The 13,240-nt window shown below is 66.9% G+C and carries 14 protein-coding genes; 5 read left to right on the top strand and 9 right to left on the bottom strand.

Annotated features, from left to right (window positions below):
• Positions 1 to 72 precede the first annotated feature (72 nt).
• Positions 73 to 654, top strand: a complete 582-nt coding sequence (locus NP3_RS13665) for a PPA1309 family protein (RefSeq protein WP_373864749.1) — start codon at positions 73 to 75, stop codon at positions 652 to 654.
• Here the strand turns inward: NP3_RS13665 and NP3_RS13660 are convergent, their stop codons facing one another.
• Complete coding sequence (locus tag NP3_RS13660; protein WP_218024852.1) at positions 655 to 1,680, bottom strand: YlbL family protein; 1,026 nt, start codon at positions 1,678 to 1,680, stop codon at positions 655 to 657.
• Between the two features lie 127 nt (positions 1,681 to 1,807).
• On the opposite strand from NP3_RS13660, the gene NP3_RS13655 reads away from it, so the two are divergent.
• From NP3_RS13655 to NP3_RS13645, 3 genes are all read left to right on the top strand, one after another.
• On the top strand, positions 1,808 to 3,247 hold the full coding sequence (locus NP3_RS13655) for a zinc-dependent metalloprotease (protein ID WP_063041261.1): 1,440 nt from the start codon (positions 1,808 to 1,810) through the stop codon (positions 3,245 to 3,247).
• Between the two features lie 88 nt (positions 3,248 to 3,335).
• Positions 3,336 to 4,202 carry a hypothetical protein gene (locus NP3_RS13650; protein ID WP_063041259.1) on the top strand — a complete coding sequence of 289 codons (867 nt, stop codon included), beginning with the start codon at positions 3,336 to 3,338 and terminating at the stop codon, positions 4,200 to 4,202.
• 83 nt (positions 4,203 to 4,285) lie between these two features.
• Complete coding sequence (locus NP3_RS13645; RefSeq protein WP_063041257.1) at positions 4,286 to 5,629, top strand: ABC1 kinase family protein; 1,344 nt, start codon at positions 4,286 to 4,288, stop codon at positions 5,627 to 5,629.
• Positions 5,630 to 5,793: 164 nt separating this feature from the next.
• Here NP3_RS13645 and NP3_RS13640 read toward each other — a convergent pair whose 3' ends face one another.
• From NP3_RS13640 to NP3_RS13625, 5 genes are all read right to left on the bottom strand, one after another.
• Positions 5,794 to 6,114, bottom strand: a complete 321-nt coding sequence (locus tag NP3_RS13640) for a WhiB family transcriptional regulator (protein ID WP_373864748.1) — start codon at positions 6,112 to 6,114, stop codon at positions 5,794 to 5,796.
• Between the two features lie 142 nt (positions 6,115 to 6,256).
• Positions 6,257 to 6,598, bottom strand: a complete 342-nt coding sequence (locus NP3_RS47905) for a hypothetical protein (RefSeq protein WP_157124298.1) — start codon at positions 6,596 to 6,598, stop codon at positions 6,257 to 6,259.
• A gap of 108 nt (positions 6,599 to 6,706) precedes the next feature.
• Positions 6,707 to 8,884 carry an ATP-dependent DNA helicase UvrD2 gene (locus NP3_RS13635; protein ID WP_063041253.1) on the bottom strand — a complete coding sequence of 726 codons (2,178 nt, stop codon included), beginning with the start codon at positions 8,882 to 8,884 and terminating at the stop codon, positions 6,707 to 6,709.
• An 81-nt stretch (positions 8,885 to 8,965) separates the two neighbouring features.
• Positions 8,966 to 9,424 carry a MarR family winged helix-turn-helix transcriptional regulator gene (locus NP3_RS13630; RefSeq protein WP_063041251.1) on the bottom strand — a complete coding sequence of 153 codons (459 nt, stop codon included), beginning with the start codon at positions 9,422 to 9,424 and terminating at the stop codon, positions 8,966 to 8,968.
• Positions 9,421 to 9,876, bottom strand: coding sequence for an EVE domain-containing protein (locus NP3_RS13625; protein ID WP_063041249.1), 456 nt, complete (start codon positions 9,874 to 9,876; stop codon positions 9,421 to 9,423). Before NP3_RS13625 ends, NP3_RS13630 begins: the two co-directional genes overlap by 4 nt.
• A gap of 117 nt (positions 9,877 to 9,993) precedes the next feature.
• Here NP3_RS13625 and NP3_RS13620 point away from each other — a divergent pair, with 117 nt between their 5' ends.
• Positions 9,994 to 10,224, top strand: coding sequence for a mycoredoxin (locus tag NP3_RS13620; RefSeq protein WP_040694747.1), 231 nt, complete (start codon positions 9,994 to 9,996; stop codon positions 10,222 to 10,224).
• Between the two features lie 61 nt (positions 10,225 to 10,285).
• On the opposite strand, the gene nudC is transcribed toward NP3_RS13620, so the two are convergent.
• From nudC to NP3_RS13605, 3 genes are all read right to left on the bottom strand, one after another.
• Positions 10,286 to 11,188, bottom strand: a complete 903-nt coding sequence (gene nudC / locus NP3_RS13615; protein WP_063041247.1) for an NAD(+) diphosphatase — start codon at positions 11,186 to 11,188, stop codon at positions 10,286 to 10,288.
• Between the two features lie 23 nt (positions 11,189 to 11,211).
• On the bottom strand, positions 11,212 to 12,267 hold the full coding sequence (locus NP3_RS13610; RefSeq protein ID WP_063041266.1) for a potassium channel family protein: 1,056 nt from the start codon (positions 12,265 to 12,267) through the stop codon (positions 11,212 to 11,214).
• 135 nt (positions 12,268 to 12,402) lie between these two features.
• The coding region (locus tag NP3_RS13605; RefSeq protein ID WP_174566211.1) for a PD-(D/E)XK nuclease family protein at positions 12,403 to 13,240 on the bottom strand (838 nt) is incomplete at its 5' end.

The raw sequence follows: 13,240 nt of genomic DNA, 5'->3' as shown, positions 1-13,240 counted from the left end.
GCTCCGTCGTGGTTGCGCGATCACGCCTGCCCTGGCTACGGACACATAGTTGCTGGTGCGAGGATGTCCAGTGTGACCGCAGACCTGCACGCCGAACTCGTCCTCGCCCGTTCCGTCCGTGAAGTGGCGGAATTCGTCGATGCCGAGGGTTGGGGCAGACCGCCGCAGATGTTCGCGCTGGTGCCGACCGCCGATCTGGTCGCGGCCGAGCCCGGGTTGCTCGATCAGCTGGATCAGGGCAGCGAGCTGACTCCGATTGCGCAGGAGTCGTTCCCGGAGGACATCACCGGCGGATCGATGGCGCTCGACGAATTCCTCGCGACCACCAGTTGGCCCGATGCCGTGAGCGGCTGTGTGCTCGTCCAGGAGATCGTCGTGCTGCCGCCGGATGCCGAGAGCACCCTCGACGATGCGCTCACCCCGCTGCTCGCCGATCACGAGGCCGCCGACGCCGCCGCGCGCGCCGCGGCCGAGACGCATCCCGGGCGGCGCACGGCCCGGCTGTTCGCCGCGGTACTTCGCAGCGGCGCGGATCTGTGCCTGCTGCAGGTCAAGCCCGAGGACGATGTCGACGACTTCGGCGATCTCGACCTGCGCACCTATCCGAATCTGGCGCCCAACCTCATCGAGGCACTGCACCACACGATGGAGTGATCAGCCGCAGGAGACGGTCTCCCGGCCCGCGTTGATGTCGTTGAGGGATTGCACTGCGCCGCTGAGGTTTTCGACCTTCACCAGGCGCAGGCCGTCGGGCGTGCGCTGTCTGGCCTCGTTGCAATTGGCGGCCGGGACCAGGAAGGTCTCCGCGCCTGCGTCGCGCGCGGCCATCATCTTGTACTGGATGCCGCCGATCGGGCCGACTTTGCCGTCCTGATCGATGGTTCCGGTCCCGGCGACGAACTTGCCGCCGTCCAGTTCACCGGGAGTGAGCTTGTCGATCAGCGCGAGGCTGAACATCAGACCGGCCGACGGCCCACCGATATCGGCGAGATTGAACGAGACCTCCATCGGCGGGCGCGCGCCCTCGGTCGGGGTCAGGCCGAGGTAGCCCTTGTTCGCGTCGTCGGGGCGCGCGGCCAGGGTGATGGTCGCGGTGTGTTCGGTGTTCTCACGCCGGTAGGTCACGGTGATCTGCGCGCCGGGGGCCTGCGAGGACACCGCGGCGACGACATCCTTGGGCGCGGTCATAGGTGCGCCGTTGACGCTGACCAGTTCGTCCCCTGCCTGCAGCGTCTCCTTGGCCGGCCCGTCGTCGGAGACCTTGCGCACCAGCACCACCGTCGGCAGGTTCATGAAGTGCAGCGCCGCCACCTCGGCATTGCCCTCGGAATCCTTGAAGTCCTGCTGGTTGGATTTGTCGATCTCCTCGCGCGGGACGCCGGGCGGGTACACCTCGGCGCGCGGGACCAGGCCGTGCTCACCGCTGACCCAGAACCCGAACGCCTCGAAGATGTTGAGTCCGTCGCGCACCGAGACCGTCGTCATATTCAGATGACCGGTCACCGGGTCCACTTCGGCGCCGCGGACGTCGACGACCTGCTTGCCATCGACCGAGCCGAGGGTATTGAACGTGGGTCCCGGCCCGAGTGCGACGAAGGGCACAGTGAGCAGACTGCCCACCACACCGAGGACGAGCACCGGGATCAGGGCGGCCACCAGGGTCAGGATCCGACGATTCACCTGGACCACAGTAATGATCGCCACCGCGCCGGGTCGTGCGAGGCGCATATTTACCGGCGTACGCGTGCCGGAGATTTCGCGCCGCGCGAACATCGACCCCCTACACCACACGCGTAATGTTTTGGGTATGAGTGACCTCCCCTTCGGATTCTCGAACCGCGATGACGACGACCGCAAGCGCGGCGACGAGCCGAGCGGTGCCGGGGCGAGCGGTGCCGGGGCGAGCGGTGCCGGGGCGAACGATCCGTTCGGCTTCGGCGGGGCAGGCGCGGGCGGTTTCGATCCGGCCCAGCTCGGACAGATGCTCACCTCGCTCGGCCAGATGCTCAGTGGGATGGGGCAGCCGGGTTCGGCGCAGTCCGGCCCGGTCAACTACGACGTGGCCAAGCGATTGGCCCGCCAGCAGCTCGGCGCGAATGTGACGCCGGTCTCCGAGAGCACGGTCAAGGCCGTGGCCGATGCCGCGCACCTGGCCGAACTGTGGCTCGACGGCGCGACCACACTGCCCGCGGGCGCCACCAGAACCGCGGCCTGGACCGCCAACGATTGGATCGAGGAAACGCTGCCGACCTGGAAGCGGCTGTGTGATCCGGTGGCCGAGCAGATCTCCGGCATGTGGACCGCGCAGTTGCCGGAGGAGGCACGCGAGTTCGCCGGTCCGATGGTCGGGATGCTCGGGCAGATGGGCGGACTCGCCTTCGGCTCCCAGCTCGGACAGGCCCTCGGCCAACTCGCCAAGGAGGTGCTGACCTCCACCGATATCGGACTGCCGCTCGGCCCGACCGGCACCGCGGCGCTGCTGCCCGCGGCCATCTCGGAGTTCAGCGCCGGACTCGAGCAGCCGGAAAGCGAGATCCTGGTCTTCCTCGCGGCCCGCGAGGCCGCCCACCAGCGCCTGTTCGCACATGTGCCGTGGCTGCGGCAGCAGGTGCTCGGCGCGGTCGAGGACTATGCGCGCGGCATCAAGATGGACTTCTCCGCTCTGGAGTTGGCGGCCCAGAATATCGACCCGATGTCGCTGACCGATCCCTCGAAGCTCGAGGAGATCCTGTCCCAGGGCGCGTTCGAACCGCAGACCACCCCGGAACAGAAGCAGGCCCTCGAGCGGCTGGAAACGCTGCTGGCCCTGATCGAGGGCTGGGTACAGGTCGTGGCCACCGAGGCGATCGGTGACCGCCTGCCGGGCGCGGGCGCGCTCGCCGAAACCCTGATCCGCCGCCGTGCCACCGGAGGCCCGGCCGAGCAGACCTTCGCGACGCTGGTCGGACTCGAGCTGCGGCCCCGCAAGCTGCGCGAGGCGGCGGCGCTGTGGCGGCGGCTCACCGCCGACGCGGGCATCGACGCGAGGGACGCCATCTGGGCGCATCCGGATCTGCTGCCGGATTCCAATGATCTGGACTCCCCCGCGGGCTTCATCGATTCGGTGATCGGCGGCGGCGTGGACGCCTTCGACGATCCGCTGGCCCAGTTGGCCGAAACCGAGGCACGCGAGAAGGCCGAACGCGAGGCTGCGAAGGGTGACGGTGAATCCGGCCCGAACCTCGGCAAGGACACCGACGCGTCCTGAGAATTGTCCTGTTGATAAGCGCGAATTCCTGTGGATAACTGCAGGATTCGCACTGATGCATCGATGACCAGATCCGCATACTGCTGCCATGACGACGAGGCGGATGTGCGGGCCGATGCTGGCGCCGCGGGTGACGGTGTTGGTGCGGTCGTCGGGGGTCGTGCAGTTGGGGTGGGATCCGGAGCGGGCACTGCTACTCGATCGGACCGCATCGGATACCGACACCGTGCTGGCATTCCTGCGGCTGCTGGACGGCATGCACAGTCGCCCGCAGGTCATCTGGCGGGCCGGGCAATGTGGGATCGACCCCGAGGACGCGGCGGAGCTGCTGAATCGCATCGATGACGCGGGACTGCTGTTGCACCCGGATCCACGCCTGGGGCGGGTGCGTTCGGTGCGGGTGCACGGACTCGGGCCACTCTCGGATGCGGTCGCGACCGGGTCGCGGCGGCTCGGGCTGCGGCCGATCCGGTCACGTGGGTATCGCGCCGACGGTTCGGTGCTGGACTGGCACGGTGAACTCGTGGTGCTGGCCGATTCGCTCGTCATCGAACCGCGCCTGGCCAATGAGCTGGTGCTGCACGGGATTCCGCATCTGCAGGTCCGAATTCGCGATGGCAGCAAGGGCATCGTCGGTCCGCTGGTCTTTCCCGGCCTGACGAGCTGTCTGCGCTGCCTCGACCTGACCCGCTGTGAGTACGACCCGGAGTGGCCGCAGCTGGCGAGCCAATTGCTCGGCCGGGTCGGGCACGCCTCACCTGCCGGAATCCTGGCGACGGCGGCTTTGCTGCTCGGCGAACTCGAAGCGATCATGCACTGTTCCCCCGAGCGTCAGCTCGACACCATGAACAGCACGATCGAACTCGAACTCGATACGCACCGGATCTCGCGCCGGGAATGGCCGCAGCACGACGGCTGCGGCTGCCGTCGTATTTTCGCTGGTAGCACCGGATGAGAGTGTCGATTCTTACAGTCGGCCAAGCAAAGACATCAAGATTGTCGTGGCGATTTCACGGGTCCGTCCGCCATGATGGGTACGTGTCTGAGATCGTGCGCCGTCGCTCGTCCCGCAATGCCAAGTTAGCCAAGATTCCGCTGGGTATCGCCGGACGAGCCGCCGTCGGGTTCGGTAAGAAGCTGGCCGGTGGCGATAAGGGGGAGATCAACGCCCAGTTGAACCAGAAGGCCGCCGAGCAGTTGTTCACCGTGCTCGGTGAGCTCAAGGGCGGTGCGATGAAGTTCGGACAGGCGCTGAGCGTCATGGAAGCCGCGGTTCCCGAGGAGTTCGGCGAGCACTATCGCGAGGCACTCACCAAACTGCAGGCCGCCGCGCCGCCGATGCCCGCCGAGACCGTGCACCGGGTCCTGGACCAGCAGCTCGGCACCCAGTGGCGGCAACGCTTTCAATCCTTTGATGACACCCCCGCGGCATCGGCGAGCATCGGCCAGGTGCACAAGGCGGTGTGGTCGGACGGCCGGACCGTCGCGGTGAAGGTGCAGTATCCGGGCGCCGACGAGGCGCTGCGCGCCGACCTCAAGACACTGTCGCGGATGACCGGTCTGCTCTCCTCGGTGATTCCGGGCGCGGATGTGAAGCCGCTGCTGGCCGAGATCACCGAGCGCACCGAGGAGGAACTCGACTACCGCAACGAGGCCGCCAACCAGCGCACCTTCGCCAGGGCGTTCGACGGGCATCCGGAGATCGTGGTGCCGAAGGTGGTGGCCAGCGCGCCGAAGGTGATCGTGACCGAATGGCTGGATGGCACCCCTGTCTCACAGATCATCAAGCAGGGGGCCGAGGATCCGGAGGGCACGCGTGCGCTGCGCAATCGGGTCGCCGGACTGATGGGCAAATTCCATTTCTCCTCACCGGAGACCGTCGGGCTGCTGCACGCCGATCCGCATCCCGGCAACTTCATGATGCTGGCCGACGGCAAACTGGCCGTTATCGATTTCGGCGCCTGCGCGCCCATGCCGGACGGCTTCCCCGAGATCCTGGGCCGGATGCTGGCCCTGGAACTCGACGAACGCTTCGATGAACTGGTCGAGCTCATGTACGACAACGGCTGGGTGATTCCGGGCCGGACAGTTACCGATCAGGAGATCGCCGACTACCTGCGGCCGTTCACCGACCCGATCCAGACGGATTCGTTCCACTTCACCCGCAAATGGATGCAGCGGGTGGCCGGTAAGGCCTCCGATATCGGCAGTCCGGATATGAAGACCGCGCGGGCACTGCAACTGCCCGCGCAGTACGTGATGATCTTCCGCGTGCTCGGCGGTTCGGTCGGCATCCTGGCCCAGCTCGATGCGGAGCTGCCGTTCATGCAATTGGTGCGTGCGTGGATGCCCGGCTTCCGCGAGGAGCGATCCGCCAGCTGAAAGGCCGAAAAGGATTGGCCGAGAACGCAAACGAGCCGCCCACCGGATCTCACGGTGAGCGGCTTGTTTGCTTTCTCGTTCCTGGGCCCTGTGCTGATCGGGTTCGGCCGAATCCGAACCGGCCGGACAGGCCTCAGCGACCGGAGGGAGGGGAATCACAGATCTCATACCGAGATCGCGACCTTGCGTGGACGTCCACGCGGGCGCTTGCGGGCGATCACGACACCCTGGTCGAAGATCTCACCGCCCCAGACACCCCAAGGCTCGCGCCGATCCATGGCCGCGGTCAGGCAGCCCTTTCGGATGGGGCAGGACGCGCACAGCGCCTTGGCCTGCTCCAACTGGACCGGGCTCTCGGCGAACCAGAGATCGGGATCTCCGGCTCGACAAGGCAGGACCTTTGTGACCTCCCGGGGGCGGGTGGGCCGTGCCACGGTTCGGCATGTCACGTCAGTAGTGGCTTGTGGCCTCTCTGCGGTGAACACGTCGTTCTCCTTCAGCTCGTTTGCAGCGGTACGTTCGTTCGTTCCGCGAAACCGAGGCCGGTGGTGGCTGAAGGGCCGGTAAAAAATACTGGCCACGGTTTCGCTTCGGGCGATCCGTGGCCAGGAGGTCGGGGAGTGTTCCCTACCTAGTTCGACATCTCTGTCGAATCCTGATCACGGTCGCTGGGTGTGCGGTGCGGCGGAGGCGTGCCTGCAGATCTGCCGGTGCATATCCGGCCTCAACTGCGAAGACGCCGACTTCTGCCGTGTGGGCAAATGCCGGGTGCCAGCCCGCGCTTGGCTTGTCCTGATTGACGACGTAAATCGGGGAATGCATGCTCATGGCTTTGCCGTGATCCCCGGATACGCCGACACCGGACAGACCGATCCCCTGCAAAGCAGCGAGGATCCCCCGGGAGGCCGACATGACGGGTGCAGCATTCACCGCAACGCCCATAGCGCTGAAGTTCGTATTGCCATTCATCGGTCTGCCTCCCTCCTGTACTCGTGTCGGTAACTCTGCGCGCCGAGATGACCTCCCGGTGCGTGAATCCCACCATATGTGTTGCCGCTCATCGCGACAACCTATTTTCTACCTGCGGTTTTGTGGGCTTGACCGCAGCCGTGATGCCACTATCGATAACACCTCGGCCCCGTATTGCTCGAGCTTCTTCGCCCCGATTCCCGGGATCGCGGCGAGTGCGCTGTCATCGGCGGGCAGTTGCTCGGCGATCGCGGTGAGTGTGGTGTCGGTGAAGATCACGAACTCACGCACCCGCAGATCCTGCGCTTTCTCCGCCCGCCAGGCCTGCAGCGCCGCGAGTAGCTCGGCATCGAGTTCGGCCGGGCAGCGGCGGCAGCGGCCGAGCATGGTGGCATAGGTGCCGATCAGCGGTTTGGCACATACCCGGCAGGTGGGGCGCACACCATTCGAGGCGCTGTCGGCAACCGGTGCGGCGATTCGCGAGGCCGGCGAGTCGTCGGGCACCAGCTCGTTGAGGAATCGGGAGCGCCGCCGCGTGCGCCTGCTGCCCTCGCCGCGGGAGAGCGCCCAGGACAGTTGCAGATATTCCCGGGCCCTGGTCACACCGACGTAGAGCAGTCGCCGTTCCTCTTCGAGGGCGGCCTGATCGGCGACCGAACCGTCGTCGCCCAGCACATGCGCGATCGGCAGCGTGCCGTCGGCGACGCCGACGAGGAAAACCGCGTCCCACTCCAGACCCTTCGCCGCGTGCAACGACGCGAGGGTTACGCCCTGGACGGTCGGTGGGTGCCTGGCCTCGGCGCGCGCGGCCAACTCGCGCAGCAAGCCGATCAGGTCGAGTGCGTCGTCCTGGCCGACCAACTCTTCGGTCAGGCGCACCAGCGCCATCAACGATGCCCAGCGCTCGCGCGCCTGAGCGCCCGCGGGTTCGGTTGCGGTGAGACCGACCGGCGCGAGTGCGGCGCGCACCAAGGTAACCAAGGCCTTACCACTGCGGGATTGGTCGGGCAGATCCTCGCGAGCGGCCACCTGACGCAATGCAGATATGGCTTGCCTAACCTCATTTCGCGCGAAAAAGCCCTCGCCGCCGCGGACTTGATAGGCAATGCCGAGTTCGGTCAGCGCCTGCTCATAGGCCTCGGACTGCGCGTTGATCCGATAGAGCACCGCGATCTCGGCGGCCGCGGTGCCCGCGGCGATCAGTTTCTTGATCGACCGTGCGACCGCACGCGCCTCGGCCGGGCCGTCGTCGTATTCGGCGAACATCGGCTCCGGGCCGTCGTCACGCTGTCCGACCAGTTGCAGCCGGGTGCCCGCGATACGACCGCGGGCGGCGCCGATCACCCGATTGGCCAGCGAGACCACCTGCGGCGTGGAGCGATAGTCGCGTTCCAAGCGGACTACGGTCGCCTCCGGAAAGCGGCGGGAGAAGTCGAGCAGATAGCTCGGGGTGGCACCGGTGAACGAGTAGATCGTCTGGTTCGCGTCACCGACCACGGTCAGATCGTCGCGGTCGCCGAGCCAGGCATCGAGCACCCGCTGCTGCAATGGCGTGACGTCCTGATATTCGTCGACCACGAAACTGCGGTAGCGCCCGCGGAATTCGTCGGCCACCGACGGGTAGTCCTCGAGCGCGGCGGCGGTGTGCAGCAGCAGATCGTCGAAGTCGAGCAGCAGACCGTCCGGCGTCGCCTTCAACTTCTCGTAGCCGCTGTAGGCCGCCGCGACCCGCATCGGATCATAGGGCGGCTCGCGGCGGTGTTCGGCCACGGCCGCCGGATAGTCCTCCGGTGCGATGAGAGTGGCCTTCGCCCATTCGATTTCGGTGAGCAGATCGCGCACGGCTTCGGTGTGCGAGGACAACCCGGCCTGATGTGCGGCCTGCGCCACGACCGGGAATTTGCGATCGAGCAACTGCCACGGCACATCGCCGACGATCTGCGGCCAGAAGTACTTGAGCTGGCGTAGCGCGGCCGCATGGAAGGTGCGGGCCTGCACCTGATTTGCCTCGCCGCCGAGGCCGAGCGCGCGCAGGCGGTTGCGCATCTCCCCCGCCGCGCGGGCGGTGAATGTCACCGCGAGCACTTGGTCGGCTTTGACGTGTCCGGCGGAAACCAAATGCGCGATGCGATGGGTGATGGTCCTGGTTTTGCCGGTACCGGCACCGGCGAGCACACAGACCGGACCCCGTGGCGCGCGGACTGCCGCGGCTTGTTCGGGGTCGAGCGAGTCCAACTCCGGGCGGGTGGGCTCGCTTGTACTGGTTGCCGACACGACACACATCATGGCAGTGCCCGCCGACAAGTCGTGCCACAAGGGATCCGGTCCGGATCTGATTCCGCAGTTTCGCAGGCTCGGTCGCTGCGCCTACCGATCGCGGAGGCGACGCAGTGCGCCCGCGAACGCGCTCGTATCGCCGTCGAGCGGGGCGAAGAATTCGTGATCGCAGTTCTCGACCGCGACTATCGCCCGATTCGCCAGCGCCACACCAGCTTCGGTGGGGGCGAGAGCCTTCGCCCTGCGGTCGTGCGGATGGTCGCGGCGCTCCAGCAGCCCCTTCTGCTCGAGTGCGCGCAACACCTGAGAGGTCATCATCGGGTCGGTGGCGGCGTGGGCAGCCAGATCGCGTTGCATGACCGGTTCGTCGCGCCCGGCGGCGAGGTAGGTCAGCGCGGCCAGCAGGACGAACTGCACATGGGTGAGACCGAAGGGGCCGAGGGCCGCGCGCTGAGCGGCCTGCCATCGGTTGGTCACCTGCCAGAGCAAGAGGCCAGGGCTTGCATCGGCCTCGGCGAATCGGCTGCGCAGACCGCGGTCCTCACTCATATGCCTCCTTCATCACTGATCATCGCCCGTGCGATTACCGCGAAATCGTGCGCGGTCAGTTCGACCAGTCCACGGCGCAACACCATGCCCCAATTCGGCGTACTCGTGAGATCCAGTTCACCGCGAAGTTCGCCGATGGGGATCTCATGGGCATCGGTGCGGTAGTGCACGGCGCGCCGCCACGGCTGGAAGCAACCGCCATCCTGCGGATCCGCCTGCCAGACCGGCCGGTCCTCGACGGTGCCGATGGCAGTGAAGGATCTTATCGGCGCACCGCTTCGCATGCCTTCGCGCGGCGAGTAATAGAGGAATCCGTCGCCGGGACGCATCCGCTCGAGCGCCGTCCGTTTGCCGTGGTTGACCTGGGCGATCCCCAGTTCGACACCGCGGCGGACATGTTCCCGGGAGACCACACCCAGCCAGTACTTGGTGGTCGCTGCAGTAGCCGTCATGAATTTAGTATGCGCGCATATTAAATCCACCGCAAGCCTGGATCCGGAGCTCGGTGGAACAGGATCGGGCCGTCAAATGTTGAACGGTCCGTGACTGACGTGACCCCCGCCTTGACGATGTACTCCACCACCTGGTGCGGCTACTGCCGACGGCTGAAGAAGCAGTTGGACGAGTCCGGTATCAGCTATGTCGAGATCGATATCGAAGAGGATCCCGCATCGGCCGAGTTCGTCGGCAGTGTGAACGGCGGCAACCATGTGGTGCCGACGGTGAAGTTCGCGGACGGGTCCACGGCGACGAATCCGTCGCTTGCCGCGGTCAAGCAGACATTGGCCGCGCTGGCCTGATCAGACTGCAAAAGTTCCGTGCGGACCGATCGGCCCGCACGGAACTTTTGCGTGTCTTCGATCAGAGCGCGGCCCAGGACTCCACGATGGTGCGCGCGATGGAGATCGAACCCGGCAGCAGTAGCCGCGCACCCTGGTTCTGGGCGGACCAGTCACCGACGGCCAGGGCTTCGCGCACCTCCGCCCGGGTGAACCAGTAGGCCTCGGCGATCTCGCCATCGGAAAAGGTCAGCGGCTGATCGGGATCCGCGATGGCGGCGAAGCCGAGCATGAGCGAGCGCGGGAACGGCCACGGCTGGCTGCCCAGATAGGTGATATCGCGCACGTCGAGCCCGACCTCCTCGCGCATCTCGCGCTCGACGCACCGCTCCAGCGACTCTCCCGCCTCCACGAATCCGGCGAGCAGGGAGAACAGCGTCTTCGGCCAGGTGTGCTGGCGGGCCAGCAGGACCCGGTCGCCGCCGTCGTGGATCAGGCAGATGACGGCCGGATCGATCCGGGGGAACTCCTCATGGCCGTTGTCGGTGACCCGCGACCAGCCGCCCTTGGTCGCGATGGACGCGGTGCCGTCGGCGGCGTTGAATCCGGCCTTGTCATGCCAGTTCAGCAGGGCCATGGCGGAGGTGAGCAGATCGGCGGTGAGATCGTCGAGACCGCCCGCCATGGCGCGCAGGTCGGTCAGCGTGCCCTGCAGATCGGCATCACGCACAGCCCACACATGCTTGCCGCCGTGGATGCCGAGGAAGACCGCGGCCGGACTCGGCTCGGCGGACAGCTCGATCGCCGGTCCCAGCACCAGCGCACCGGCTTCGAAGCGGAACTGCCCGCGCTTGTTGATCCGGAGCAACTCGGCCTCGGCCCAGCCCTCCTTCAGCGACTGTTCGTCGGCCCGGATCTCCTCGGCCCGGTCGAGCACTGAACGCGAAAGCAGTGGAACACCATTGAGCTGAAATCCAGAGGCCACGGTTCGAGACTATCGCGCCGGGATTACCGGCCTGCGTGCCGGATGTAGAGCAGCTTGTCGGTCGCTTCCAGCGCGTCCACCTCGGCCTCACCCACCCGGATCAGCTCACCGCCGCGCACCACGCCGAGCACGATATCGCCGAGATGGCGTGGGGAGCCGCCGACCTCGGACGGTTCCACCTCACGTTCGGCGACCGCGAAGCCCTGTTCGGGGGTCAGCAAGTCCTCGATCATCTCCACCACGGTCGGCGTGGTGGTGGCGATGCCGAGCAACCGGCCCGCGGTCTCGGAGGAGACGACCACCGAATCCGCGCCGGACTGGCGCAGCAGGTGGGTGTTCTCGGCCTCCCGGATGGCGACCACGATCTTGGCGTTCTTATTGAGTTCGCGCGCCGTGAGACTCACCAGGACGGCAGTGTCGTCGCGGTTGGCGGCGACCACAACCGAGGCGGCACGCTGCGCACCGGCCAACCGGAGCACATCGGACTGGGTGGCCGACCCGTGCACCGTCACCAGGCCCGCATTCGCCGCGGCCTCCAGCGCGAGGACATCGGTATCGACCACGACGATATCGGCGGGCTGCACGCCGTCGCCGAGCATGGCATCGATCGCGGTGCGGCCCTTCGTCCCGTACCCGACGACCACGGTGTGATTACGCACGCTGCGCCTCCAACGCTGAATCTTGAATGCCTGCCGGGAGCGCTCGGTGAGCACGCCGATGGTGGTACCGACGAGCACGATGAGGAAGAGCACGCGTAGCGGGGTGATGATGACGATATTGGCCAGCCTGGCCTCGGGGGTCACTGGCGCGATATCGCCGTAGCCAGTGGTCGACAGCGATACCGTCGCGTAGTAGAAGGCGTCGAGGAAGGACAGCTCGTCACCGGAATTGTCGTGGTAGCCATCGCGTCCGAAGTACACCACCAGCGCCGCGGTGAACAGCAGGCCGATCGCGAAGAGCACCCGGCGCACCAGCGAAGCCCCTGGGCTGGTCTGGATTTCGGGGATGCGCAGCACCCCGACCAACGCGAAATCCGGACGACTGGACAGTCCGACACTGCGTGCGCGATCACCGAACACCGGACGCACCCGCCTCTGTGCTCGCCACGGCGTTGGCCGTCTCCGGCGTTGCTTGTCCCTCCGGCACGCACGGCAGCCTACCGGGTCCCGTCGGCGACGCTTGGCGCCGACGCGAACGGTTGGTGAATCTCTGGATCATTCCGGGGGCGTCGGCGCCGCATTCCGGATCAGCTCGGCCAGTTCGCCCGGGCCGGGCAGCTCGACAGGTGCGATGGTGCGTCCGGTACGCACGTAATGGAATGCGGCGCCGATGCGTTCGAGCATTTCCGCCTCGGTGCCGTGGTCGCGCGCGGCCATCAACCTGGCCCAGGCCAGCCGGTAGACGGCCAGCTGCATGGCGACCGCGGGCTCGTCGGCGGCTGCGGGTTCGGCGCCGGTTTTCCAATCGACCACGATCCAGCCGCCGCCGGGTTCGGCGAAAACCGCGTCCATCCGACCGCGGATCACCGTGCCCGCGATGGAGGTTTCGAAGGGTATCTCCACCTCGAGCGGGCTGCGATGGGCCCACGGCGAGTTGAGGAAGGACTCCTGCATGGTGACCAGCTCGGTGTCCAGGCCCGCGTCGGCGGCGGCGGTGTTATCGGCGGCACCGGGCAGTTCGTCGAAGCCGAGCAGCCGGTCGGCGGCGAACCAGCGCTGCACCCAGGCGTGGAAGGCGGTGCCGCGGCGGGCCAGTGGATTCGGCGGGAACGGCAGTGGGCGGCGCAGGCGGGCGGCGAGTTCGGCCGGGTCGGCCCGCATTTCGACGAGGGCGGTTGCGGCGATCTGGCCGGGGAGTTCGACTTCCTGGGCGATGGCTTGGTCGGCTTCGAATTCGGCGAGGAGGGCGTCGACATCGGCGGACCAGCCGTCGGGGTCGGGGGCGGTGGAATAGTTGCGGGGCGATGTGGGATCGGAGGTGGACGGGGCGAATTCGTCTGGGGGTGGTTCGAATTCGTCGAAGGACGCGTAGTCGTCGAAGGGCGCCTCGAGG

It is taken from the genome of Nocardia pseudovaccinii NBRC 100343 (genome assembly GCF_001613225.1).
Classification (GTDB): Bacteria; Actinomycetota; Actinomycetes; order Mycobacteriales; family Mycobacteriaceae; genus Nocardia; species Nocardia pseudovaccinii.
This window is presented reverse-complemented; position numbering and strand designations above follow the sequence as displayed.

What these genes read in the sequence shown, in the direction of transcription:
- NP3_RS13655 (WP_063041261.1), top strand. Translation starts at nt 1,808, where the DNA reads ATGAGTGACCTCCCCTTCGGATTCTCGAACCGCGATGACGACGACCGC.
- NP3_RS13650 (WP_063041259.1), top strand. Translation starts at nt 3,336, where the DNA reads ATGACGACGAGGCGGATGTGCGGGCCGATGCTGGCGCCGCGGGTGACG.
- NP3_RS47905 (WP_157124298.1), bottom strand. Translation starts at nt 6,598, where the DNA reads ATGAATGGCAATACGAACTTCAGCGCTATGGGCGTTGCGGTGAATGCT.
- NP3_RS13635 (WP_063041253.1), bottom strand. Translation starts at nt 8,884, where the DNA reads ATGATGTGTGTCGTGTCGGCAACCAGTACAAGCGAGCCCACCCGCCCG.
- NP3_RS13630 (WP_063041251.1), bottom strand. Translation starts at nt 9,424, where the DNA reads ATGAGTGAGGACCGCGGTCTGCGCAGCCGATTCGCCGAGGCCGATGCA.
- NP3_RS13625 (WP_063041249.1), bottom strand. Translation starts at nt 9,876, where the DNA reads ATGACGGCTACTGCAGCGACCACCAAGTACTGGCTGGGTGTGGTCTCC.
- NP3_RS13620 (WP_040694747.1), top strand. Translation starts at nt 9,994, where the DNA reads ATGTACTCCACCACCTGGTGCGGCTACTGCCGACGGCTGAAGAAGCAG.